The sequence below is a fragment of the Sphingomonas sp. SUN019 genome (assembly GCF_024758705.1).
Classification (GTDB): domain Bacteria; phylum Pseudomonadota; class Alphaproteobacteria; order Sphingomonadales; family Sphingomonadaceae; genus Sphingomonas.
This window is the reverse complement of record NZ_CP096971.1, coordinates 2,352,453-2,375,198: the sequence shown is the minus strand read 5'-3', so window position 1 is coordinate 2,375,198 and position 22,746 is coordinate 2,352,453. Positions and strand designations below refer to the sequence as shown.

Sequence of the window (22,746 nt, the reverse complement as noted above, 5' to 3'; positions counted from 1 at the left end):
CTTTTCCGCGCGGCTGGTTTCGGCTATGGCTCGCCGCCGGGAGAATGCGCATGGATCAGCAGCCGAATTACCGCCGTCGCCGGATCGCCTTTGCGGCCGCCGCCATCGCGTTGCTCGCGCTCACTAACCGCCCCGATCCGACGCCGATGATCGGCGTGATCGAGATTGCCGCGAGTGACGAGGAACCGCCGCGCATGAAGGCGGAGGCAGCGCCGCTCATCGCGGGCGCAGCGACGCTCGCGAGCTGGGCGGCGGAGCACATTATGCGCTGACTTGCCGGCGCAACCGCGCTTGCTTACACGCGTGTCAATGACCGATCCCGAGCACGCCTGGCGCACCGCCTATCGTCATCCGACCCCGTGGGATCAGCCATTCCCGCCGCAATCCGTCCCCGCGATGTTCGACGCGGCGACCACGCGCTTCGCCGACCGCCCGCTGATCGATTTCCTCGGCCGGATCTATTCCTACGCCGAGGTAGCCGACGGCGCGCGCCGCGTCGCGACCGGGCTGGCCGCGTTAGGCTATGGCAAGGGCGACCGCATCGGCCTGTTCCTGCCCAACGCCCCGCATTACCTGGCCGCCCATTACGGCGCGCTCCGGCTCGGCGCGACGGTCGTCAATTTCTCGCCGCTCTACACGGTCGACGAACTGTGCGAGCAGGTCGAGGATTCGGGCGCGCGACTGCTGTTCACGCTGTCCGCCACCGCGCTACTGCCGACCGCGCTGGCGGTGCTGGAGAAAAGCGCGCTGGAAGGCCTGATCGTCGGATCGGTCGCGGGCGCACTGCCCCCGGCCAAGTCTTTGTTCTACCGCCTTTTCCGCGGGCGCGAAGTGACCAAGCGCCCCGGCGACGCCCGCATCACCGCTTTCTCCGCGCTGATCGCCAATGACGGCGCGCTTCCGCCCGCCATCATCGACCCCGCGCATGACGTGGCGCTGATCCAATATACCGGCGGCACCACCGGCACGCCGAAGGGCGCGATGCTGACCCACGCGAACCTGACCGCCAACGCGGCCCAGGTAAACGCGATCGACCCCGATCCGGACAAGCCCGACCGCATCCTCGGCGCGCTGCCGCTGTTCCACGTCTTCGCCAACACCTGCGTCCTGAACCGCACCGTCGCGCACGGCGGGCAGATCGCGCTCCTGCCACGCTTCGACGCGGGTCAAGTGCTCGCCGCGATCGCGCGGACGAAGGCGACCGCGCTCCCCGGCGTCCCGACGATGTACCGTGCGCTGCTCGATCACCCGAAGATCGCGACCACCGATTTGTCGAGCCTGCGCATTTGCATCTCGGGCGGCGCGCCGCTCCCCGCCGAACTGAAGACACGCTGGGAAGAGACCACCGGATCGACACTGGTCGAAGGGTATGGCCTGTCCGAAAGCTCGGGCGTGCTGACCGCCAACCCCTATGCCGCGCCCGGCAAGCCCGGCACGATCGGCCAGCCGCTCCCCGCGACTCGCCTGAAACTGCTCGACAAGGAAGACCCGACGCGGCCCCCGCCGCCGGGCGAACCCGGCGAACTCGTCGCCGCGGGACCGCAGGTGATGGCGGGATATTGGAACCGCCCCGAAGCCGACGTGGACAGCTTCGCAATCGACGCCGACGGCACGCGCTGGCTGCGCACCGGCGATGTCGCGACGATCGACGCGGACGGGTTCGTCGCCATCGTCGACCGGTTGAAGGATATGATCGCGGTCGCCGGGTTCAAGGTCTTCCCAAGCCGGATCGAGAACATCCTCTACACCCACCCCGCGGTGCGCGAGGCGCTGGTCATCGGCGTCCCCGACGCATATCGCGGCGAAGCCCCGCGCGCCTATGTCACGCTGGCCGACGATGCGGAGATCGACGGCGTCACGCTGAAGACCTGGCTCAACCCGCAGGTCGGCAAGCACGAACGCGTCGACGCGGTGATCGTGCGGGGTGCAATGCCCAAGACGATGATCGGGAAACTCAGTCGCAAGGATCTGGTCGCAGAGGTGCGGTCGGCCGGATATCCGACCGACTGACCGGACTAAAGTCGGACGCGCTCAAGGTTTCCCCCACTTCTAATCCTCCCCTGCAAGGGGAGGTGGCGCGTAGCGCCGGAGGGGAGTGGCGGGTCGAACGCGCACCGCGCGTTCGAGGATTGCCGGGGGCAATCCGACCCGCCACTCGCTATCGTGAGGGCGACACCCCTCCGCCAGCCCTTCGGGCTGCCACCTCCCCTTGCAGGGGAGGATTGACTGCCGCGCTAATGTCCGATCGTTTTGACTCCAGCTTGCGCCGGCCGCGCGCCACGGGCAGATCGCGGCAATGATATTGTCCTTCACGACGCGGCTCGTCGTCTCAATCGCCGCACTCCTGCTCGCCGCACCGGTCGCCGCGCAACGCGCCGACCGCGCGACCCCGGGCTTCGTTCGCGTGCGGATGGAGACGGTGGCGGGACCGATCATCCTCGCGCTGAACGCCCGCCGCGCCCCGGTCACCACCGCCAATTTCATGCGCTACGTCGACGACGGCCGCTTTGACGGAATCAGTTTTTACCGCGTCGCGCGCGGCAAGCAGACCCCGAAACAGGGCTTCATCCAGAGCGGCATTCGCACCGACGCGCGCCGTTTCCTCGACACGATCGCGCACGAACCGACCAACAAGACCGGGATCAAGCATCTCGACATGACCATATCGATGGCGCGGCGTGGGCCGCCCGGCTCGGCCAACGGCAATTGGTTCATCACCGTCGGACCGATGCCGTCGATGGACGCGCGGGCGGGCTATGACGGCTATGCCGCGTTCGGCCGCGTCGTCGGCGGACAGGCGGTGGTGAAGCATATCCTGGCGCAGCCGACCGGCGGCGGCATGAACGGTACGCTCCTCCTGCGGCCCGTCCGCATCAACCGCACGATCCGGCTCGACGGGAAGGCCAGACCCACCGGCCGCCCGCGCCCGTGGCTGATCGAGCGGCGGCGCGACGGATGAGGGTCCGCCGCCGCCTGCGCATCACCGGTCGCGTCCAGGGCGTGTTCTACCGCGACTGGTTCACGGGCGAGGCGCGTGCGATCGGCGTGGAGGGCTGGGTCCGCAACCGCATGGACGGATCGGTCGTGCAAGGTTCGGCGGAGATGGTGCAGGCGGCGATCGCCAAGGCGCGGATCGGATCACCCGCATCCCGCGTGGCCGACGTGTCGATCAGCGACGATGAATCGGCGGATATTCTGAACGGGTTCGTCAAACGCCCGACGGTGTGATCCCGCGCGCCCGACAAAAAGTAAGCCCCGTCGCTTTCGCGCCGGGGCTCCCTTGACGGGCCGTCGCGCAAGGCTTCGAACCAGTCTAACACTTCGGTCTTTCGATCGAAGTCACATAACAACGGTCGTCGTGGAATGTGGTTCCCGCTGCGCCCGAGATTTTTTTCGCTTTCCTACACCGCGCCAACTTGCTGTGCTGTGGGCATGAAAAGGCGCGCCCTTCTCGCAACCGAGCATACCAGGGGGCGGGGCAAGAAAATGCGCCAGCGTCTCAACATTCTCAACATTCGCCCAATTTTCCGCGGAGCCTGCCGATGATCCTTGCCCTCCTCCTCGCCGCCCAAGCCGCCCCCGCGACCGTCCCCCCGCGCATCGATCGCCTGCTGACCCGCGCGCCGGTGATCGACGGGCACAACGATCTCGCCTGGGAAATCCGCACGCGGCGCGATGCGAAGGTGGAGGGCGTCGACCTGTCGAAGGATACCGCCGCGCCGCCGCTCTCGCTGCAAACCGACATCCCGCGCCTGCGCCGCGGCCATGTTGGCGGGCAATTCTGGTCGGTCTATATCCCCGCCGACGTAACCGGCGCGCGCGCGGTGGAAATGACGCTGGAGGAGATCGACATCGTCCGCCGGTTCGTCGCCGCCAACCCCCGCGCGCTGGAAATGGCCGACACCGCCGCCGACGTGCGCCGCATCCAGAAGGCCGGGCGGATCGCCTCGCTGATCGGGGTCGAGGGCGGGCATCAGATCGACGGACGCCTGTCGGTGCTGCGCCAGTATCGTGCGCTCGGCGTCGGCTATATGACGCTGACCCACGGCAAGAGCCTCGACTGGGCCGACAGCGCCACCGACGCGCCGCGCGCGAACGGCCTCAGCGCCTTCGGGCGGCAGGTGGTGGCCGAGATGAACCGTATTGGCATGATCGTCGACGTCAGCCACGTCTCCGACGCGACGATGGCCGCGGTGCTGAGCGCAACGAAGGCCCCGGTGATCGCCTCGCACTCCTCCGCCCGGGCATTGACCGACGCGCCGCGCAACGTGCCCGACGATCTGCTGGCGAAGATCGGCGCGAACGGCGGCGTCGTGATGGTCAATTTCTACCCCGCCTTCCTGTCGCAGGCGTGGCGCGACTGGGACAAGGCGCGCACCGATCACGCGAAATCGCTCGGCATCTCCACCGACGCCTACGGCCCGAACGCCCCCGCGCCATTGGTGGTTTGGGACGCCGCCCACCCCGAACCCGCGGTCACCGCGTCGACCGTCGCCGATCACATCGAGCATATCGCCAAGATCGCAGGTCGCGGCGCGGTCGGCATCGGCGGCGACTATGACGGGATCAACGGCACCGGCCCCACCGGCATGAAGGGCGTCGACGGCTACCCCCTGCTATTCGCCGAACTCGCCCGCCGCGGCTGGAGCGACGCCGATCTCGCGGGCCTGTCGCAGGGTAACGTGCTGCGCGTGATGGAGCGGGTCGAGGCGGTCGCTAAGGCGAGCGCGGGCCAGCCGCCCGTCGATACGATCGAGCCGGATTGAGGGGAGGGGCGTCTTGTATTGGTGGAACGCCGACATGAGCGCCCAGCCCATTCAGCCTGAATTATCGACCTTCCTGACCTCGACGGCTGTCTCATCGAAGCCGTCGAGCAAGCGTGCATTGATGCCCATCTTGCCGAAGTCCTCGCCAAGCGTATCCCAATGTGTGCCACAACCGCAGATTGGGCAGTGGTGGATGCCGATCATTCGATCGCCCCAGACATAGGCCGTCGTCTCGCCTGAAATGCTGACCTGATCCGGCTGATAATAAGCTACACGCCACGCAAGTTTGCGACACAGCGAGCAGTTGCAGTCGGCCACCCACGCCGGGGGGCTTGGCAGTTCGATCTGCACGTTGCCGCAGTGACAGCTTCCCTGAACTCCCATAGCGACTTGTACCCGCCAGCAGGAAACGTCCGCAAGCGGGCTTAAGCGGTCAGCGCGTTTTCCTACACGATGCCGATCTGGTAATGCTCGCTGGCTGTTTCGCATCGCCGCTTCACGAAAAGACGCCACCGCGCTCGATACGTTTGCGTCGGTGCGACTTTACCGTGACTTTCGAAACGCTCGAAAATGCCGTCTTGGCCTAACCTTAGCCTAACCTTCCGCGTCGAACCCGCTCAGGAAACCGGCCACGTTCGCACCCAGCGCGTCGACCGCATAGCCGCCTTCCATGACGATCACGGTCGGCAAGCCCGCCGCGGCGATATCGGCGGCGAGCACCGCATAGTCCGCGGTCTTCAGTGCGAAATGCGAGATCGGATCGCCCTCCCATGTGTCCGCGCCGAAGCTGACCACCAGCAACCCCGCGCCGAACCGCGCGATCGCCGCCAGCGCCTCGGCCTGCGCCGCACGGAAAGCCGCCAGCGTCGCCCCATGCGGCAGCGGCAGGTTCAGCGTCGCACCCGCCCCGTCGCCCTCCCCGGACTCGTCCGCGTGCCCCCAGTAAAACGGGTAATCGCTCGCCGGGTCTGCATGGACGCTCGCGTAGAACACGTCGCTGCGCTCCCAGAAGATGTCCTGCGTGCCGTTGCCGTGGTGATAGTCGATATCGAGGATCGCGACCCGCGCGACGCCCGCATCGCGACCTGCCTGCGCCGCGATCGCCGCGACGTTCAGATGACAATATCCGCCGCAATAGTCCCTGCCCGCATGGTGGCCCGGCGGGCGGCACAGCGCGAAGGCGGCGCGTTCGCCCTCCAGCACAACATGCGTTGCGGCGAGCGCGGATTGCGCGCTCCAATAGGCGCCGGTCCATGTCTCGCGCGCGATCGGGGTCGTCGCGTCGAAGCTGTAGCGCCCCATCAGCGCATCGATCCGGTCGAGCTTCAGCGGACGCCTGCCGACCACCGGAAAGACATAGGGAATCGCATCCCCCGGCCGCCCCGCCGCCGCCCACATCGCGGGCGCATCCTTCAGGAATCGCACATAATCGGCGTCATGCACCGCCACGATCGCCGCACCGCCACGATCCTCAGGCTGCTCGGCCCCGCCGGTCGCGCGCAGGATCGCGTCGGCGCGCGCAGGCGTCTCGGCATAGGCGGTGAAGCCGCCGTTATGCAGCTCGCGCGCCGGGGCGTGGCCCAGCTGAGCGGGGGCGAAGAACCGCTTCATCCGCGTTTCCGCGGCGCGAGTGACAGGATCACGAATCCGCCGATCGCCGACACCAGCGAACCGACAAGCACCCCGATCTTGACCTGCTCCACCAGCGCCGCATCGCCCGGAAAGGCCAGGCCGCCGATGAACAGGCTCATCGTGAACCCGATCCCCGCGACCAACGCCATGCCGTACAGCTGCAGCCAGGTGACGTTATGCGGCTTGCGCGCGATGCCCAGCCGCACCGCGCCCCAGATGCCGCCGAAGATGCCGATCTGCTTGCCGACGAACAGTCCGGCGACGATCGCCAGCACCAACGGCTCACCCAGCACCGCCCAATCGACGCCGCCAAGCGGAACGCCCGCATTAGCGAACGCGAACAGCGGCACGATCGCATAGGCGACCCACGGGTGCAGCGCGTGTTCCAGCCGGTGCAACGGCGAATCCATCGCATCGGGGGCGCCCGGCGTCGGCTTCACCGGGATCATCGCCGCGACGACCACGCCCGCGATCGTCGCATGGACGCCCGATTGCAGCACGAACAGCCACAACGCTGCCCCCACCAGCAGATACGGCCACAGCGCCATCACGTCGCGCCGGTTCATCACGTACAGCACGGTCGCCGCCAGCGCCGCCCCCGCCAGCCCGATCACGTTCATGTGATCGGTATAGGCCAGCGCGATGATCGCCACCGCGCCCATGTCGTCGACGATCGCGACCGTCGTCAGCAGCAGCTTCAGCGCAGGCGGCACGCGGCTGCCGAGCAATGCCAGCACGCCGATCGCAAAGGCGATGTCGGTCGCCGCGGGGATCGCCCATCCGCGCTGGATCGCCGGGTCTTCGCCAGCGATCGCCAGATAGACGAGCGCCGGAACGACCATGCCCGCGACCGCGGCGATGAACGGCAACCGCCGCCGGTCCCAGCTTGCCAGCCGCCCGTCGACGAACTCGCGCTTGATCTCCAGGCCGACGAGCAGGAAGAACAGCGCCATCAGCGCATCGTTGATCCACAGATGCACCGTCATCGGCCCCAGCGCGCGCGCCAGGACCGGTCCGGTTTCCGCGTGGAGCGTGTGCTGATACCATTCGGCGGTCGTCGGCAGGTTGGCGATGACCAGCGCCAGCACCGCCGCGACGATCAGGACGATCCCGCCCACCGCCTCCCCGGCGAGGAAAGCGCGCAACGCCGACAACGGCTTACGTCCAATGGTCGGCGACAGCATCAGCGTGCCTTATCGACCGGGCGAGGTTACGCCAATCAGAACCCGATCAGAACAAAGTTAGCTGCGCATCGCCGCTTCCGGTGAGCATCCAACGATCAACGACGTTGTGCCGCGTCCGGCCGACTTGGCTGTGGATCAACTCCAGCGTATCGACCGTCCACGAAATCGGTGCAATCGGCTGGCTAAAAGGCCGCCCCTCGCGATAACCGAGCGTGAGGTGCGGGCTGAACCGATAACCGATCCGTTCTGCGACCCCTGCGGCACCGACGTGGACTGCTATTTGGCGGCGCAGATTGTCGAGCGCCGCATTGCACCGCCTCGGACGCAAGGCGATCGAGTGACTGCTGCCCGCCGCGGTATCGAGCGTGATAACAAACGGCGCCGCTGCGATCAGCCGTCCCACCTCACGCAGCGCCGCGACGATTGTGGGTGGCCACGAGGCGAAATCATCGAGGATGACGAGCGTAATGTGCAATCGTTCGGGAGTTTGCCGCCCACGCGCGCCGTCGAACCACCCCGCCGCCTCCGCGATTTGACGCGCAAGCACGATCGGTGGCCGTATCGCGAAGAAGAAGCGATGCAGGACGGGAGGCTGATGAAACATGAGCGATGCCCGATTCGAGTGGACATTCGTTCTTTATATGTTCCCGTTGCGCGAGTCCATGCCCGCGATTGAACTTCCCTATTGCGCCAGCGCCTCGGCGATCAGCTTTCGCGTGTTGTCGATACCGTAAAGCCGGATGAAACTGCCCATCCGCGGTCCCTGGCTCGACCCCAGCAGCGTCTCGTACAGCGCCCTGAACCAGTCGCGCAGCTCCGCGAACCCACCACTCTTGCCGATCTCGTAGACGATGTTCTGGATATCCTCCGCGCTCGCCTCCGCAGGCAACGCCACGAGATCGGCGTCCAGCCGTTCGAGCGCCGCGACTTCGACCCCCTCGGGCGCGCGGCGCTTGAGCGTCGGGGCGATGAAGTCGCGGTGATAGGCCAGCGCATAGCCGATCAGCCGGTCGAGTTCCGGATAGTGCGCCGCCGACGCATCGGGCACGTAATTCGCGAGATAACCCCAGACCTGCTCCTTCGATGCCTCCCCCATCACCCCGACCAGGTTGAGCAGCAGCCCGAACGTCACCGGCCGCGCGTCCTGCGGCACCTTGCCGTCGTGGATGTGGTGGACCGGGTTGCCGAGCCGTTCCTTCACCGCCTGCCCCGCATAATTGTCCCGGAACTGCCAATATTCGTCCACTGCGCGCGGAATCACGCCCATGTGCAGCGACTTCGCCTTCTTCGGCTCGCGATAGGCGTAGAAGGCGACCGATTCGGGCGGGCCATAGGTCAGCCAGTCCTCCAGGCTGAGGCCATTGCCCTTCGACTTCGAAATCTTCTCGCCGCGTTCATCCAGGAACAGCTCGTAGATCAGCCCCTCCGGCTTCCGCCCGCCCAGGATCTGCGCGATCCGCCCGCCGAGTTGCGCCGAATCGATCAGATCCTTGCCATGCATCTCGTAATCGACGCCGAGTGCGGCCCAACGCATTCCCCAATCGGGCTTCCACTGCAGCTTAGCCTGCCCGCCGAGGATCGATTGCTCGATCGTCTCGCCGTCCGAATCGACGAAGCGGATCGTGCCCGCATCGGCGTCGACGACCTCGACCGGCACTTGCATGACGATTCCGGTCTTCGGGCTGATCGGCAGGACCGGAGAATAGGTCGCCTGCCGCTCGCCCCGCAGCGTCGGCAGCATAACGCCCATGATCGCGTCGTACTTGCGCAGGACGTCCTTCAGCTGCGCGTCGAACCGCCCGCAGGCGTAGTAATCGGTCGACGAGACGAATTCGTAATCGAAGCCGTAATCGTCGAGAAACGCGCGCAACCGCGCGTTGTTGTGCGCGGCGAAGCTGTCGTGCGTGCCGAACGGATCGGGGATGCGGCTGAGCGGCTTGCCGAGATGTTCGCGCAGCATGTCGCCGTTCGGAACGTTGTCGGGCACCTTGCGCAGCCCGTCCATGTCGTCGCTGAACGCGATCAGCCGCGTCGGCTGGTCCGACAGCGCATGGAAGGCGTTGCGCACCATCGTCGTGCGCAGCACTTCGTTGAATGTGCCGATATGCGGCAGGCCCGACGGACCATAGCCGGTTTCGAAGATGATCGCCTCTCCGCCGGGTTTGCCGTCCGGCCAGCGCTTCAGGATCTTCCGCGCCTCTTCGTAGGGCCAGGCCTTGGATTCGAGGGCGGTGGAGCGGATATCGTCGGTCATGATGCGCTGCGGCGTAGCGTGACCGGTCTACGATGGCTATATCATCGGCCCATGAGTTGGCCCGCCGGCATCCTCCTGTTCGTTTCCACCGTCGTGCTGATGGAGGGGTTCGCGTACGTCATGCACCGCTGGGTGATGCATGGACCGGGGTGGTTTCTGCACGAAAGCCACCACCGGGCGCGGGCCGGGAACTGGGAGCTGAACGATCTGTATGCGGTGATCTTCGCAATCCCGTCGATCGTGCTGATCCTGGGCGGTGTTCAGCTCGGCTGGTGGCCGGGGTGCGCGTGGATCGGAGCGGGCATCGCCGCTTATGGCGCGATCTATTTCGGGTTCCACGACGTGATCGTGCATAAGCGGCTGCCCACGCGGTATCTGCCGAAATCATCGTACATGAAGCGGATCATCCAGGCGCATCGACTGCACCACGTGGTGGAAACGAAGCATGGCACGGTCAGCTTCGGCTTCCTCGTCGCGCCGGAGCCGGAGTCGTTGAAGGCGGAACTGAAGCGCCGTGGGCGCGCCGGGGTGCGCGCGCCGACCGGCGAACGGGCGTTTGCGGAAAAGTAACCTTCGCAGCGGATAACGCGGTTCATGGACCCGGCTATCCCTCTTCCCGATGCGTCAGACGGCGACGAGAGCCGTCACGCGCTCCGCAAATCGGTCAAGATGCGCGCGCACCTGCGCGACCGCGGCACGACCCGATTCGAGATCGAGGTCGTCGACCTGTCGGTCACCGGTTTCCGCGCGCAGACCAGCTTCACCTTGTGGCCCGGCACGACCGTCTGGCTGACCTTGCCCGGCTTGGCTGGCCTGGAGGCGGTCGTCGCCTGGCGCGACAAGTATCGCTACGGCTGCGCCTTCTCGAAGCCGCTGCACCCGGCGGTGTTCGATCACATTGTGGCGCTGTCGAACCGCTAGCCGCGCTCGCGCGGCGTTCGCGCGGCGAAGCGGTCGACCGGCCGACGGGTTGGTGAAACCTAATCCGTTCGACGACGGCTTTGCCGTCGACGCGACTCAATCAAAGAGGCTGCTGACACTCGTCTCATCCGCAATCCGCCGGATCGCTTCCGCCAGCAGCGGCGCGATCGTCAGGTGACGGATGCTTTTCGCGTCGGCGATCACGTCGTGGCTGCCGATCGAATCGGTGATGACCAGTTCGCGCAGCACCGACCCGTCGACCCGCGCCACCGCGCCGCCCGACAGGACGCCGTGCGTAACATAGGCGACGACATCCTCCGCCCCCGCCTCGCGCAGCGCCGCGGCGGCATTGCAGAGCGTGCCGGCCGAATCGACGATATCGTCGATCAGGATGCAGAAGCGCCCTTCCACGTCGCCGATGATGTTCATAACCTCCGACTCGCCTGCCCGCTCGCGGCGTTTGTCGACGATCGCCAAGGGCGCGTTGTCGAGGCGTTTCGCGAGTTGCCGCGCGCGCACGACGCCGCCGACGTCGGGAGAAACGACCATCAGGTTCTTGCCGCCGAACCGCGCTTGGATATCCGCGGACATGACCGGCGCGGCATAGAGGTTGTCGGTCGGGATATCGAAGAAGCCCTGGATCTGACCGGCGTGAAGATCGACGGAGAGCACGCGATCGGCACCCGCGACGGTGATCAGGTTTGCGACCAGCTTGGCCGAGATCGGGGTGCGGGGGCCGGGTTTGCGGTCCTGTCGCGCATAGCCGAAATAGGGCACGACCGCGGTGATGCGCTTCGCCGACGAGCGTTTCAGCGCGTCGATGATGATCAGCAGTTCCATGAGATTGTCGTTCGCCGGATAGCCGGTCGACTGGATCACGAACACGTCCTCGCCGCGGACGTTCTCCTGGATTTCGACGAAGATTTCCTCGTCCGCGAAGCGCCGCACCAACGCCTCGGTCAGCGGGGTTTCGAGATAATCCGAGATCGCGCGCGCCAGCGGCAGGTTCGAATTGCCGGTAATCAACTTCATGCGCGCGCACTCCCACCCGAATCGGGCTGCCTTAGTCCGTAGGGCTGGCGAGCAAAAGGGGTGTGCCGTACAGCGCCCGCATGACCGTCGTCACCCGCTTCGCCCCGTCGCCCACCGGCCGCCTGCACGTGGGCAACATCCGTGCCGCGCTTCACAACTGGCTGTTCGCGCGGGCGAGCGGCGGGCGGTTCTTGTTGCGGATCGACGATACCGATGCGGCGCGCAGCGAAGAAGCGTTCGTCGATGCGATCCGCGCCGATCTGGCGTGGCTGGGGCTGACGCCCGACGCGGAGGTGCGGCAGTCGGCGCGGTTTGATCTGTACGAGGCGCGGTTCGCCGAACTGCGCGCCGCGGGGCGGGTGTATCCGGCGTATGAGACGACGCAGGAATTGGACCTGAAGCGCAAGATTCAGCTCGGGCGCGGATTGCCGCCGGTGTACGATCGCGCGGCACTGGCGCTGAGCGACTCCGATCGCGCGGCGATGGAGGCGGATGGCGTGCGGCCGCACTGGCGTTTTCGGCTCGATCACGATGCGCCGATCACCTGGGACGATCTGATCCGCGGCCCGCAGAAATTCGACGCGCATGCGATGAGCGATCCGGTCATCCGGCGGGCGGACGGGACGTGGCTGTACATGCTGCCGTCGGCGATCGACGACCTTGACCTGGGCATCACGCACGTCGTGCGCGGCGAGGATCACGTGTCGAACACCGCACTGCAATTGCAGATGTTTGAGGCGATGGGCGGCGAACCGCCACGCTTTGCGCACGAGGCGTTGCTGACGGGAGCCGAGGGGAAATTGTCGAAGCGGCTGGGATCGCTGGGGGTCGATCATTTCCGCGATGTCGGGATCGAACCGCAGGCGATCCGCGCCTTGCTCGCGCGGCTGGGGACGAGCGATCCGGTCGAGCCGCTGGCCGATATCGCACCGCTGATCGCGGGGTTCGACTTCGCGCGGTTCGGGCGCGCACCCGCGCGATTCGACGAGGGGGAGCTGGCGCAGGTGAGCGCGCGGATCGTGCATCAGCTGGGCTTTGACGCGGTGGCTGATCGCTTGCCCGGGGGGATGGACGCGGCGGCGTGGGAGGCGGTGCGGCCGAACCTGTCGACCGTCGCCGAGGCGGCGAACTGGTGGAGGGTGATCGAGGGGCCGATAGTGCCGCAGGTCGCCGACGAGGATCGCGGCTATCTGGCCGAGGCGGCGCGGGTGACGGGCGCGATGGACTGGGCGGGCGACCCGTGGCACGCGCTGACTGCGGCGTTGAAAGAGACGACGGGGCGCAAGGGCAAAGCATTGTTCCTGCCGCTCCGACTCGCGTTGACGGGCCTGGATCACGGGCCGGACATGGCGGCGCTGCTGCCGTTGATCGGGCGCGAGCGGGCGGCCCGGCGGTTGGATGTTGGCGATGGTAACGCATGAAGGCCCTTGCGTCGTATATGTAATGATGTAACATTTCTAATGCCGGCGCAGACCGGAGAAGGAGACTATGAGAGGATAAGGCCATATGTACGCGGATCGTTACGCCTCGCCGGCGGGTATCCAGCCCGTCAGTCTGGCCATCGCCATCGCGCTGAACGCCGCCGCGGTCGCTGCGCTGATGTTCCTGTCGCCAGCCTTTACGAGGATCCTTCCCGACAAGCCGCTGGAATTGATCAATATAAAGAGCGATCCGCCGCCCGATCCGATCTTGCCTGAAGCGACCCCCCAGCCCAAGCAAAAGGCGCAGGCCGCGCCCGAGCGGATCGACACGACGATCAAGGTGACGGACAACGCCGACGGCTACGTCACCCCGACCTATCCGCCGCTGCCGCCCCTGCCTCAGCCGGGGACGGGCACGATCGTCGCGAACGATCCGCCCGTGCCCGCGCCGGTGCTGACCGGAGCGATCGTCGATCCGCGCTATGCGCGCGATTTCCAGCCCGATTATCCCCCCGGCGAACGTCGCGCCGAGAATAGCGGGCTGGTCGTGCTGCGCGTGCTGATCGGCCCGGACGGCCGCGTGCTGCAGGTCGAACGCGTGTCGGCGGCGAGCGAGGCGTTCTGGCGCGTCACCGAGCGGCAGGCGCTGGCGAAATGGCGTTTCCGCCCCGCGACGCGCGATGGCGTGGCCGTGGAAGCGTGGCGGACGATGACGGTGCGGTTCGAGCTGCAGGACTAAGGTTTATACGCAGGGCTGGCCTAGGCCGCCCTGCGCCACTATCTTAATAGTCATGCAATTCTTCGCCCGCCTGTCGCCCTTTCGCGCGATCCGCGATCTGCGCTTCTTCCTGCATCAGCGGCAGCCGCATGAGCTGGGCTTTCTGGCGCTGGCGATCGTCGTGACGGGCGTGATCCTGATCGGGTTCGCCAAGGATTCGCATATCGAGAAGACGTACCGGCCGAACATCATCTACGTCCAGCAATGGCGGCTGGATCGCACCGACGAGCAGATTCGCGCGCAGCAGAAGGTCGATCAGGCAAAGCGCGATATCGAGGATGCGGCGCTGGAGAAGCAACGCGCCGAGCGGCAGGCGACCTTCAAGCGGATCGACGACAAGCTGAACCGGTGGGGGCTGTAAGCCAAGACGACGCGCGGTGGATGGGGGCGGCGCTGGCGCTGGCCGAGCGCACCCGCGGGCGGACCGCGCCCAATCCCAACGTTGGCTGCGTGATCGTGAAGGATGGACGCGTCGCCGGGCGCGGCTGGACGCAAGCGGGCGGGCGGCCGCATGCCGAGGCGATGGCGCTGGACGAAGCGGGCGCGGCGGCGCGCGGCGCGACGGTCTATGTGACGCTGGAGCCGTGCGCGCATCGGTCGGCGCGGGGTCCGGCGTGCGCCAAACTGCTGGTCGCGGCGGGGGTGGCGCGGGTCGTCGTGGCGGCCGGCGATCCCGATCCGCGGACGAACGGGCGTGGACTGAAGGTGCTGGATGTTGGCGGTGTGGCAACGGATGTTGGCGTTCGTGGCATCGAGGCGCACCGTTCGATGGCGGGGTTCTTTACACGGCGCGCGCTCGGGCGGCCGCACGTGACGCTGAAGCTGGCGATGTCGCTGGACGGGTGCATCGCGCTGGCGTCGGGCGAAAGCAAGTGGATCACCGGGCCGGAGGCGCGCGCGCACGTGCATCTGGAACGCAGCCGCCATGAGGCGATTCTGGTCGGGCGCGGGACGTATGAAGCGGATGCGCCGGGGCTGGATGTGCGGTTGGCGGACCTGGAGGGGCGTTCGCCGCGGCGATTGATCCTTAGCAGCCGATCCCGTCATCCCAGCGAAGGCTGGGATCTCCCTGTTTCTTCTGGCGGGGAAGGAGCCGCTGGAGACCCCAGCCTTCGCTGGGGTGACGGTGATGGATGGGAGGTTGTCGACTCGCCACAGGCGATCGCCGACCTCGACGGCGTCGATCACCTGTTCGTCGAGGGCGGCGCTGCCACCGCCGCTGCCTTCCTCCATGCCGATCTGGTCGACCGGCTGCTGCTGTACCGTGCGCCGATCGTCATCGGCGGGGGGCGGGGGGCGGTCGGCGACGTTGATATGACAACGTTGACAGAAGCGCACGGCAAGTGGAAACTCCACGACGCCCGCGCGCTTGGCAGCGACCGGCTCGAAGTCTACGAGCGCGTCAGGCAGTAAGGCGCACCTATGTTCACCGGAATCGTCAGCGACATCGGCACGATCACGACCGTCGAGTCGCGCGGCGACACGCGGATCGTCGTGGCGACCGCATACGACACCGCGGGGATCGATCTGGGCGCGTCGATTTCATGTTCGGGCGTGTGCCTGACCGTGGTGGACAAGTCCGCGCCTGGCTTACCGGGTTGGTTCGCGGTCGACGTGTCGGGCGAGACGATCAGCCGCACCGCGCAGGGGCAATGGACGCAAGGCCGAAGCCTGAACCTGGAACGCGCAATGAAGCTGGGCGACGAACTGGGCGGGCATATCGTCACCGGCCATGTCGACGGGATCGCCGAGGTGGTCGACGTGCGACCGGAGGGCGATTCCAAGAGGATCGGTTTCTCGGTTCACCGCGACCTCGCGCCGTTCGTCGCGCCCAAGGGGTCGATCACGATCGACGGCGTGTCGCTGACGGTGAACGGCGTCGAGGACCACGCCGATTCCACTCGTTTTTCGGTCAATGTGATCCCGCATACGCAGAAGATGACGACATTGGGCGCATTGGAACCGGGACAGGCGGTCAATATCGAGATCGACGTCCTCGCCCGCTACCTCCAACGGATGGAGCATTATCGTGCCCGCTAAACCTGCCGAACTGGCGCGCCTGCGCCACGGATTCCTCTCCACGCCCGAAGAGATCATCGACGAGGCGAAGAACGGCCGGATGTTCATCCTGGTCGACGACGAGGATCGCGAGAACGAGGGCGACCTGGTCATCCCCGCGCAGATGGCGACGCCGGAGAAGATCAACTTCATGGCCAAGCACGGCCGCGGCCTGATCTGTCTGGCGCTGACCAAGAAGCGCGTCGACGAACTCGGGCTGGATTTGATGAGCCGGCACAACGGCACGCGGCACGAAACCGCCTTCACCGTCTCGATCGAGGCGCGCGACGGGGTGACGACGGGTATCTCGGCGGCGGATCGCGCGCGGACGGTGGCGGTGGCGATCGATTCGTCGAAGGGGCGCGAGGAGATCGTGACGCCGGGGCACGTGTTCCCTTTGGTCGCGCGCGATGGCGGGGTGCTGGTGCGCACCGGTCATACCGAGGCCGCGGTCGACGTGTCGCGGCTGGCGGGCCTCAACCCATCGGGCGTGATCTGCGAGATCATGAACGAGGACGGCACGATGAGCCGGATGGACGATCTGGTGTCGTTCGCGCAGCTCCATAACCTGAAGATCGGCACGATCCGCGACCTGATCGCCTACCGCCGCCGCCACGACCATCTGGTCGAAAAGCGCGCGGAAATGACGTTCGAGAGCCAGTGGGGCGGGCAGTGGAAGGCGATGACGTTCCACAACAAGGCGACCGGCGACGAGACGATCGCGCTGGTGAAGGGCCGGATCGATCCGTCTAAGCCGACGCTCGTGCGGATGCACACCGCCAGCTATTTCGTCGATATGTTCGGCGAGGTGTCCGAACGCTCCGGCCTGCTGTCGCGATCGATGGAGCTGATCGCGGCGGAAGGTGCGGGCGTGATCGTCGTCATCAATCGCCCGATGAAGGATTCGGTCAGCCGCTTCATCAAGCTGCGCGGCGAAGGCAAGGGCGCGGGCGCGCCGGAGATCGAGGAGCTGCGCGACTACGGCGTCGGCGCGCAGATCCTGGCCGAGCTGGGCGTGGAGGAGATGGTGCTGCTGACGAATACGCATCATGCTTTGGTCGGGCTGGAGGGATATGGGCTGTCGATCGTCGACGAGCGGAAGATTCCGGGCACCGGCGGGGAATAGATTGCGGTTGGCGCGTACCGCCCATTCCCGCTCATCCTGAGGAGGGGCTGAGCTCGTCGAAGCCCCGTCTCGAAGGACAGTCCCCGGCGCGTCCTTCGGGACACCACTTCGACAAGCTTAATGCCTGTCCTGAGCGACGCCGCAGGAGGCGTCGAAGGGGCTCCTCAGGATGAGCGGTTTTTTATAGCTGGAGAGAGCAGTTGGCCAACATCCTCATCGTCGAGGCACGTTTTTACGACCATCTGAACGATATGCTGATCGCGGGCGCGCGCGCGGCGATCGAGGCCGCCGGGCATAGCGCCGAGGTCGTCACCGTCCCCGGCGCGCTCGAGGTGCCGGGCGCGATCGTGCTGGCGGCGGAGAGCGGGCGGTATGACGCATTCGTCGCGCTGGGCGTGGTGATCCGCGGCGAAACCTATCATTTCGAGATCGTCGCGGGCGAAAGTGCGCGCGGGATCATGGCGCTGACGATGGACGGGCTGGCGGTCGGCAATGGCATCCTGACGACCGAGGACGAAGCCCAGGCGATCCGCCGCGCCGACCCCGCGCAACTGAACAAGGGCGGCGGCGCGGCGGAGGCGGCGCTGGCGATGCTGGGGTTGCGGGAGCGGTTCGGGTGAGCACCCCCGCCGCCTACGACACGATCGGGCGGCACTATGCCACGCAACGGCAACCCGATCCGCGGATCGCGGCGATGATCGACGCCGCACTCGGCGATGCGGCGAGCGTGATCAACGTCGGCGCGGGCACGGGCTCCTACGAACCGGCGAACCGCACGGTGTTTGCGGTCGAGCCGTCGGCGGTCATGCGTGCGCAGCGTCAGGGGTCGGCCGCGCCGTGTGTGGACGGCGTGGCCGCGGCGCTGCCGGTTCCCGATGCATCCTACGACGCCGCGATGGCGGTCCTGACGCTGCATCATTGGCCCGACCAGGCGGCCGGGTTGCGCGAACTGCGCCGCGTCGCACGCCGGCGGGCGGTGATTCTCAGCTGGGTGCCGGACTTCGGCGAATTCTGGCTGATCCGCGATTATTTTCCCGCGCTGGCGACGCTTGACGAAGGACGGTTCTTCCCGACGGCGGAGACGGTCGCGCTGATGACGCGCACGATCGGTCCGACGCGGGTGGCGGTCGTGCCGGTGCCGGCCGATTGCCGCGATGGCTTCCTTGCGGCCTATTGGCGGCGGCCGGAGGCGTATCTCGACCCGAACGTCCGCGCGGGCATATCGAGTTTCCACGCGATCGATGCGCGCGCCGGACTGGCCTCGCTTGCCAACGATCTGGCGAGCGGCCGCTGGGCGGCGCGCAATACCGACATCCTCGATCGGCCCGCGCTCGATCTCGGCTATCGATTGTTCGTGTGCGATTACTGACGGTCTGGCCAAAGCGGCCGCGCTTACTTATACTGATGTAAGTAACGCAGGAGCCGCGCAATGCCGTACGCCCATACGATCGAGGCCAATCCGCACTGGCTGCCGCTCAACCCGCCGTCGTCGCTGAAGGAAATTCCGGGCGAGCGCGGGTGGCCGGTGGTCGGGAATACGTTTGCGGTGCTGAAGGATCCCTATGCCTTCACGAGGGCGATGGTCGCGAAATACGGGCCGGTCTATCGCAACAACAGCTTCGGTGGCGATTCGGTCGTGCTGCTGGGGCCGGACGCGAACGAGCTGGTGCTGTTCGACCGCGACAAGAATTTCTCGTCCGAACAGGGCTGGGGCCCGGCGCTCAATCTCGTGTTTCCGCGCGGGTTGATGCTGCTGGATTTCGAGAAGCATCGCGCCGACCGGAAAACGCTGTCGGTGGCGTTCAAGCCAGAGCCGATGAAGCACTATGCCGAACAGCTGAACGAGGGCATTGCAGCGGCGATCCCGGCGTGGGCGAACACGCCGATGCGCTTCTATGACAAGATCAAGTCGCTGAGCCTCGATCTGGCGGCGACCAGCTTCTTCGGCGTGCCGCTGGGGCCGGAAGCGGCGAAGATCAATAAGGCGTTCGTCGATGAGGTGCAGGCGACCGTCTCGCCGATCCGCAGCCCGCTGCCCGGCACGTCGATGCGCCGCGGCGTCAAGGCGCGCGAATATCTGGTCGAGTTCTTCAAGCGCGAGATTCCGGCGCGGCGGACGGGTGAGGGTCAGGATTTCTTCTCGCAATTCTGCCGCGCGACCGATGAGCAGGGGCAGTTACTGCCCGACGATGCGATCGTCGATCACATGAATTTCCTGATGATGGCGGCGCACGACACGATCACGTCGTCGGCGACGAGTCTCGTGATGATGCTGGGCCGCAACCGCGAATGGCAGGAGAAACTGCGCGAGGAGGTGCTGGCGCTGGGGCTGAACGACGCGGGCGTGCCCTATGCGCAGCTCGACCGGCTGGTGCTGACCGAATATGCCTTCAAGGAGGCGCTGCGGCTGATGCCGCCGGTGCCGTCGATCCCGCGGCGGGCGCTGCGCGATTTCGAGTTCGGGGGCTATCAAATCCCGGCGGGCAGCTTCGTCGGGGTGAACCCGGCCTATACGCACCATATGGCCGACATCTGGCCCGATCCCGAGGCGTTCGATCCGCTACGCTTCACCCCCGAGGCGTCGAAGGGTCGGCACCGGTTCGCGTGGGTGCCGTTCGGCGGCGGCGCGCATATGTGCATCGGGCTGCACTTTGCGACGATGCAGATCAGGATCCTGATCGCACAATTGCTGAGCCGGTACCGGATCGAGCTGGACGAGGGGTCAGGCGACGATTGGCAGATCTTCCCGATTCCGAAGCCCAAGGATGGGCTACCGGTGCGGTTCGTGCCGATCGGGTGACCCCCCTCCCGCAAGCGGGAGGGGAATCCGGGGTCAGGCCGCCTTGGCGTCGGGCAGCGCCGGATAGTCGATGTAGCCGACCGGGCCGGGGATGTAGAACGTCTTCGGGTTCGGCTCGTTCAGCGCCGCGCCGGTGCGAAAGCGTTCGGGCAGGTCGGGGTTGGCGATGAACAGCCGGCCCCATGACACCGCGTCGGCCAGCCCCGAATCGAGATCGGCCTGCGCCGCCTCCAGCGTGTAATCCTGATTCAGCACCAGGGGCCGCTTGAACACCTCGCGGATTTGCGGGCTGAGCTTGGGCACGTCGGTCGACCCGAAGGTGCCGTTCTCGGCGATTTCGCGCAGTTCGAGGAAGCCGATACCGAGGTCGTTCAGCGCCTTTGCCGCCGGCACGAAGACGTTCGCCGGATCGCTATCGTCCGCGCCTTGCGATTCGCCATTGGGCGACAGGCGGATGCTGGTGCGGCCTGCGCCGACCTCTGCGATCACGCGCTCCATTACTTCGCGCATCAGGCGAATGCGGTTCTCGGGGGTGCCGCCGTATTCGTCGTCACGCTTGTTCACGCCGTCGCGAATGAACTGGTCGATGAAATAGCCGTTGGCGCTGTGCACCTGCACGCCGTCGAACCCGGCGCGGAGCGCGTTGCGTGAGGCCGTGGCGTAATCGTCGAGCGTCTGGCGGATGTCGTCCAGCGTCGCGGCGCGCGCCTCGCCATACGGATTCTTGTCGGGATCGTGGTACGGCGCGCGGCTGACCGACGAGGACACCGGCTGCAGTCCGTTCACGTCTGGGCGTGCGAGGCGGCCCATGTGCCACAATTGCGCGACGATCAGCCCGCCCGCTTCATGCACGGCGGCGGTCACCGGCTTCCATGCCTCGACCTGCTCCTCGCTCCACAGGCCCGGTGCGCTTGGCCAGCCGAGCCCCTGCGCGCTGATGCCCGTAGCTTCGGACAGGATCAGCCCGGCGCTGGCGCGCTGGCGGTAATATTCGATCATCAGCTCGGTCGGGACATGCTCCGGCGTCGCGCGAGTGCGCGTCAGCGGGGCCATGAGGATACGGTTGGGCGCTTCGATATCGCCGAGCGTGATGGGATCGAACAGAGTGGTCATTGGCGCTCCTTCGGTTGCTGTTTGCTACCTGACGGACGGGACATAAGGCGTTACGGGGCAGCGTGCACCAGTCCCAAAGCCAAAGAAAAGCTATGCGCAGACCAAGCCGCGAGGGGATCGCGTTTCTGGCGCTGCTCGGCGGCAACCTCGCGCTGGCGTTCGGGCCGTGGTTCGTGCGGCTGGCCGATACCGGGCCGGTGGCGGCGGGATTCTGGCGGATCGCGCTGGCGACGCCGCTGTTGTTGGTCTTGGCGCAAGCCAGTGGTGGGAAGCCGTTCACGAGCGCGCGCGGATTGTGGTGGGTGCTGGCCGGATCGGGCGTGCTGTTCGCGGGCGATCTGGCGAGTTGGCATATCGGCATCCATCATACGAAGCTGGCCAATGCGACATTGTTCGGAAACGCCGCGACGTTCGTCTATCCGCTGTACGGGTTCCTGATCGCGCGGATGTGGCCGACGCGGCTTCAGGGGGTGGCGCTGGCGCTGGCCGCGGTCGGCGCGGCGCTATTGATGGGGCGATCGTATCAGTTGGCGCCCGAGAATCTGATCGGCGACCTGTTGAGCCTGCTCGCGGGCGTGCTTTATGCTGGGTATTTCATCCTGATGGCGCGGGCGCGGGATACGATGGCCCCGCTGCCCGCGCTGGCGCTGTCGTCGCTGGCGGCGACCTTGCCGCTGTGGCTGTTCGCGCTGGTGCTGGGGGAGCGGATCATGCCGGTCGACTGGACGCCGCTGATCGGGCTGGCGCTGCTCAGCCAAGTGATCGGGCAGGGGCTGATGATCTATGCGCTCGGCGCGCTCAGTCCTTTGGTGGTCGGGCTGGCGCTGCTGACGCAGCCGATCGTCGCGGCGGCGATCGGCTGGTTCGCTTATGGCGAGCGGCTGGGCGTCGCCGATGTCGCGGGCGCGGTGATGATCGCGGTCGCGCTGGTGCTGGTGCGGCTCGCGCCCGAGCGTGCTAAGCTGACCGCATGACCGACCTGACTGACGCCACTCTCGACGAAATCCGCGCTGCGCTCACCGCCGAGATCGCCGCCAACGCCGCGTTCGACGGCTGGGGCGACGCCGCGCGCGACATGGCGGCGGATGCGCTGGACGTCGACCGGGGGGTGGCGAAGCTCGCCTATCCGGGCGGGGCGGTGGACATGATCGACGCATGGTTCGCTCAAATCGACCGCGCGATGATCGCAGGCGTGCCAACGGAAGAACTGTCGGCGATGAAGATTCGCGCGAAGATCGCCGCGTTGGTCGAGGCGCGGATCGATGCGGTCGCGCCCGACCGCGAGGCGTTGCGTCGCGCCTTCGCGATTCTCGCTATGCCGCAAAACATCGCCGCCGCCGCGCGGCTCGGCTGGCGGTCGGTGGATCTGATGTGGCGGCTCGCGGGCGACACCGCGACCGACTACAACCACTATACGAAGCGCGGGATTTTGCTGGGCGTGTACGGCGCGACGATGACCGTGCTGCTGGACGACGAGAGCGACGGCCTGGTCGACACGCGCGCCTTCCTGCAGCGCCGGATCGACGGGATCATGCGCTTCGAAAAAACCAAGGCCGACTTCCTCCTCCGCACGCAGCACCGCCCGAGCCTGTCGCGGTTCATCGGACGGCTGCGCTACCCCGCGGCATAGATTTGAAACGCGCTGAGGACGCGTTTCAAAC

At 66.7% G+C, this 22,746-nt stretch carries 25 protein-coding genes; 18 read left to right on the top strand and 7 right to left on the bottom strand.

The genetic code is table 11. The features are described from left to right. Positions 1-50: 50 nt before the first annotated feature. From M0208_RS11430 to M0208_RS11410, 5 genes are all read left to right on the top strand, one after another. A complete protein-coding gene (locus M0208_RS11430) occupies positions 51-272 on the top strand; it encodes a hypothetical protein (protein WP_258891824.1) in 222 nt (73 codons plus the stop codon). A gap of 37 nt (positions 273-309) precedes the next feature. Beyond that, the gene (locus M0208_RS11425; RefSeq protein WP_258891823.1) at positions 310-2,010 is read left to right on the top strand and encodes an AMP-binding protein; all 1,701 of its coding nucleotides are present in this window, start codon (positions 310-312) and stop codon (positions 2,008-2,010) included. 286 nt (positions 2,011-2,296) lie between these two features. Then, positions 2,297-2,959 carry a peptidylprolyl isomerase gene (locus M0208_RS11420; protein WP_258891822.1) on the top strand — a complete coding sequence of 221 codons (663 nt, stop codon included), beginning with the start codon at positions 2,297-2,299 and terminating at the stop codon, positions 2,957-2,959. Continuing rightward, a complete protein-coding gene (locus M0208_RS11415) occupies positions 2,956-3,228 on the top strand; it encodes an acylphosphatase (RefSeq protein WP_258891821.1) in 273 nt (90 codons plus the stop codon). Before M0208_RS11420 ends, M0208_RS11415 begins: the two co-directional genes overlap by 4 nt. A gap of 314 nt (positions 3,229-3,542) precedes the next feature. Then, a complete protein-coding gene (locus tag M0208_RS11410; protein ID WP_258891820.1) occupies positions 3,543-4,766 on the top strand; it encodes a dipeptidase in 1,224 nt (407 codons plus the stop codon). 51 nt (positions 4,767-4,817) lie between these two features. Here the strand turns inward: M0208_RS11410 and M0208_RS11405 are convergent, their stop codons facing one another. The 5 genes from M0208_RS11405 to M0208_RS11385 all read right to left on the bottom strand — a co-directional run bounded on the left by M0208_RS11405 (position 4,818) and on the right by M0208_RS11385 (position 9,836). After that, complete coding sequence (locus M0208_RS11405) at positions 4,818-5,117, bottom strand: GFA family protein (RefSeq protein WP_258891819.1); 300 nt, start codon at positions 5,115-5,117, stop codon at positions 4,818-4,820. 243 nt (positions 5,118-5,360) lie between these two features. Beyond that, complete coding sequence (locus tag M0208_RS11400) at positions 5,361-6,377, bottom strand: histone deacetylase family protein (protein WP_258891818.1); 1,017 nt, start codon at positions 6,375-6,377, stop codon at positions 5,361-5,363. Beyond that, the gene (gene nhaA / locus M0208_RS11395; RefSeq protein WP_258891817.1) at positions 6,374-7,582 is read right to left on the bottom strand and encodes a Na+/H+ antiporter NhaA; all 1,209 of its coding nucleotides are present in this window, start codon (positions 7,580-7,582) and stop codon (positions 6,374-6,376) included. The genes M0208_RS11400 and nhaA overlap by 4 nt, the downstream gene beginning before the upstream one ends. A 46-nt stretch (positions 7,583-7,628) precedes the next feature. Continuing rightward, positions 7,629-8,186 (bottom strand): 2'-5' RNA ligase family protein, encoded by a 558-nt coding sequence (locus M0208_RS11390; RefSeq protein WP_258891816.1) that lies wholly within the window; start codon positions 8,184-8,186, stop codon positions 7,629-7,631. Between the two features lie 78 nt (positions 8,187-8,264). Then, positions 8,265-9,836, bottom strand: a complete 1,572-nt coding sequence (locus M0208_RS11385) for a lysine--tRNA ligase (RefSeq protein ID WP_258891815.1) — start codon at positions 9,834-9,836, stop codon at positions 8,265-8,267. Between the two features lie 51 nt (positions 9,837-9,887). On the opposite strand from M0208_RS11385, the gene M0208_RS11380 reads away from it, so the two are divergent. Beyond that, positions 9,888-10,406 carry a sterol desaturase family protein gene (locus M0208_RS11380; RefSeq protein WP_258891814.1) on the top strand — a complete coding sequence of 173 codons (519 nt, stop codon included), beginning with the start codon at positions 9,888-9,890 and terminating at the stop codon, positions 10,404-10,406. A gap of 24 nt (positions 10,407-10,430) precedes the next feature. After that, entirely contained in the window at positions 10,431-10,757 is a 327-nt protein-coding gene (locus M0208_RS11375; RefSeq protein WP_258891813.1) for a pilus assembly protein PilZ, read from the top strand. A 96-nt stretch (positions 10,758-10,853) separates the two neighbouring features. Here the strand turns inward: M0208_RS11375 and M0208_RS11370 are convergent, their stop codons facing one another. Beyond that, positions 10,854-11,789: a ribose-phosphate pyrophosphokinase gene (locus tag M0208_RS11370; RefSeq protein ID WP_258891812.1), complete on the bottom strand. Its 936-nt coding sequence runs from the start codon at positions 11,787-11,789 to the stop codon at positions 10,854-10,856. Between the two features lie 80 nt (positions 11,790-11,869). Here M0208_RS11370 and M0208_RS11365 point away from each other — a divergent pair, with 80 nt between their 5' ends. The 9 genes from M0208_RS11365 to M0208_RS11325 all read left to right on the top strand — a co-directional run bounded on the left by M0208_RS11365 (position 11,870) and on the right by M0208_RS11325 (position 19,972). After that, positions 11,870-13,210 (top strand): glutamate--tRNA ligase, encoded by a 1,341-nt coding sequence (locus M0208_RS11365; protein ID WP_258891811.1) that lies wholly within the window; start codon positions 11,870-11,872, stop codon positions 13,208-13,210. A gap of 85 nt (positions 13,211-13,295) precedes the next feature. Beyond that, the gene (locus M0208_RS11360; protein WP_258891810.1) at positions 13,296-13,949 is read left to right on the top strand and encodes an energy transducer TonB; all 654 of its coding nucleotides are present in this window, start codon (positions 13,296-13,298) and stop codon (positions 13,947-13,949) included. A 52-nt stretch (positions 13,950-14,001) separates the two neighbouring features. Further along, positions 14,002-14,349 carry a hypothetical protein gene (locus M0208_RS11355; protein WP_258891809.1) on the top strand — a complete coding sequence of 116 codons (348 nt, stop codon included), beginning with the start codon at positions 14,002-14,004 and terminating at the stop codon, positions 14,347-14,349. Positions 14,350-14,369: 20 nt separating this feature from the next. Then, positions 14,370-15,401 (top strand): bifunctional diaminohydroxyphosphoribosylaminopyrimidine deaminase/5-amino-6-(5-phosphoribosylamino)uracil reductase RibD, encoded by a 1,032-nt coding sequence (ribD, locus tag M0208_RS11350; RefSeq protein WP_408988148.1) that lies wholly within the window; start codon positions 14,370-14,372, stop codon positions 15,399-15,401. Between the two features lie 9 nt (positions 15,402-15,410). Continuing rightward, complete coding sequence (locus tag M0208_RS11345) at positions 15,411-16,028, top strand: riboflavin synthase (protein WP_258891807.1); 618 nt, start codon at positions 15,411-15,413, stop codon at positions 16,026-16,028. Next, complete coding sequence (ribB, locus tag M0208_RS11340) at positions 16,018-17,172, top strand: 3,4-dihydroxy-2-butanone-4-phosphate synthase (protein WP_258891806.1); 1,155 nt, start codon at positions 16,018-16,020, stop codon at positions 17,170-17,172. The genes M0208_RS11345 and ribB overlap by 11 nt, the downstream gene beginning before the upstream one ends. A gap of 200 nt (positions 17,173-17,372) precedes the next feature. After that, positions 17,373-17,792 (top strand): 6,7-dimethyl-8-ribityllumazine synthase, encoded by a 420-nt coding sequence (ribH, locus tag M0208_RS11335; RefSeq protein ID WP_258891805.1) that lies wholly within the window; start codon positions 17,373-17,375, stop codon positions 17,790-17,792. Further along, on the top strand, positions 17,789-18,541 hold the full coding sequence (locus tag M0208_RS11330; protein WP_258891804.1) for a class I SAM-dependent methyltransferase: 753 nt from the start codon (positions 17,789-17,791) through the stop codon (positions 18,539-18,541). Before ribH ends, M0208_RS11330 begins: the two co-directional genes overlap by 4 nt. A gap of 60 nt (positions 18,542-18,601) precedes the next feature. Next, entirely contained in the window at positions 18,602-19,972 is a 1,371-nt protein-coding gene (locus M0208_RS11325; RefSeq protein WP_258891803.1) for a cytochrome P450, read from the top strand. Positions 19,973-20,005: 33 nt separating this feature from the next. On the opposite strand, the gene M0208_RS11320 is transcribed toward M0208_RS11325, so the two are convergent. After that, positions 20,006-21,085: an alkene reductase gene (locus M0208_RS11320; protein WP_258891802.1), complete on the bottom strand. Its 1,080-nt coding sequence runs from the start codon at positions 21,083-21,085 to the stop codon at positions 20,006-20,008. Between the two features lie 92 nt (positions 21,086-21,177). Here M0208_RS11320 and M0208_RS11315 point away from each other — a divergent pair, with 92 nt between their 5' ends. Both M0208_RS11315 and M0208_RS11310 read left to right on the top strand, forming a co-directional pair. Then, the gene (locus M0208_RS11315; protein ID WP_258891801.1) at positions 21,178-22,059 is read left to right on the top strand and encodes a DMT family transporter; all 882 of its coding nucleotides are present in this window, start codon (positions 21,178-21,180) and stop codon (positions 22,057-22,059) included. Beyond that, on the top strand, positions 22,056-22,715 hold the full coding sequence (locus M0208_RS11310) for a COQ9 family protein (protein WP_258891800.1): 660 nt from the start codon (positions 22,056-22,058) through the stop codon (positions 22,713-22,715). The genes M0208_RS11315 and M0208_RS11310 overlap by 4 nt, the downstream gene beginning before the upstream one ends. Positions 22,716-22,746: the final 31 nt, after the last annotated feature.

Coding starts and splice junctions, on each gene's coding strand:
- M0208_RS11370 (WP_258891812.1), bottom strand. CDS start 11,789: ATGAAGTTGATTACCGGCAATTCGAACCTGCCGCTGGCGCGCGCGATC.
- M0208_RS11420 (WP_258891822.1), top strand. CDS start 2,297: ATGATATTGTCCTTCACGACGCGGCTCGTCGTCTCAATCGCCGCACTC.
- M0208_RS11360 (WP_258891810.1), top strand. CDS start 13,296: ATGTACGCGGATCGTTACGCCTCGCCGGCGGGTATCCAGCCCGTCAGT.
- M0208_RS11430 (WP_258891824.1), top strand. CDS start 51: ATGGATCAGCAGCCGAATTACCGCCGTCGCCGGATCGCCTTTGCGGCC.
- M0208_RS11315 (WP_258891801.1), top strand. CDS start 21,178: ATGCGCAGACCAAGCCGCGAGGGGATCGCGTTTCTGGCGCTGCTCGGC.
- M0208_RS11310 (WP_258891800.1), top strand. CDS start 22,056: ATGACCGACCTGACTGACGCCACTCTCGACGAAATCCGCGCTGCGCTC.
- M0208_RS11400 (WP_258891818.1), bottom strand. CDS start 6,377: ATGAAGCGGTTCTTCGCCCCCGCTCAGCTGGGCCACGCCCCGGCGCGC.
- M0208_RS11320 (WP_258891802.1), bottom strand. CDS start 21,085: ATGACCACTCTGTTCGATCCCATCACGCTCGGCGATATCGAAGCGCCC.
- M0208_RS11375 (WP_258891813.1), top strand. CDS start 10,431: ATGGACCCGGCTATCCCTCTTCCCGATGCGTCAGACGGCGACGAGAGC.
- M0208_RS11380 (WP_258891814.1), top strand. CDS start 9,888: ATGAGTTGGCCCGCCGGCATCCTCCTGTTCGTTTCCACCGTCGTGCTG.
- M0208_RS11390 (WP_258891816.1), bottom strand. CDS start 8,186: ATGTTTCATCAGCCTCCCGTCCTGCATCGCTTCTTCTTCGCGATACGG.
- M0208_RS11415 (WP_258891821.1), top strand. CDS start 2,956: ATGAGGGTCCGCCGCCGCCTGCGCATCACCGGTCGCGTCCAGGGCGTG.
- M0208_RS11345 (WP_258891807.1), top strand. CDS start 15,411: ATGTTCACCGGAATCGTCAGCGACATCGGCACGATCACGACCGTCGAG.
- M0208_RS11365 (WP_258891811.1), top strand. CDS start 11,870: ATGACCGTCGTCACCCGCTTCGCCCCGTCGCCCACCGGCCGCCTGCAC.
- ribD (WP_408988148.1), top strand. CDS start 14,370: ATGGGGGCGGCGCTGGCGCTGGCCGAGCGCACCCGCGGGCGGACCGCG.
- M0208_RS11425 (WP_258891823.1), top strand. CDS start 310: ATGACCGATCCCGAGCACGCCTGGCGCACCGCCTATCGTCATCCGACC.
- M0208_RS11325 (WP_258891803.1), top strand. CDS start 18,602: ATGCCGTACGCCCATACGATCGAGGCCAATCCGCACTGGCTGCCGCTC.
- M0208_RS11385 (WP_258891815.1), bottom strand. CDS start 9,836: ATGACCGACGATATCCGCTCCACCGCCCTCGAATCCAAGGCCTGGCCC.
- M0208_RS11355 (WP_258891809.1), top strand. CDS start 14,002: ATGCAATTCTTCGCCCGCCTGTCGCCCTTTCGCGCGATCCGCGATCTG.
- nhaA (WP_258891817.1), bottom strand. CDS start 7,582: ATGCTGTCGCCGACCATTGGACGTAAGCCGTTGTCGGCGTTGCGCGCT.
- M0208_RS11410 (WP_258891820.1), top strand. CDS start 3,543: ATGATCCTTGCCCTCCTCCTCGCCGCCCAAGCCGCCCCCGCGACCGTC.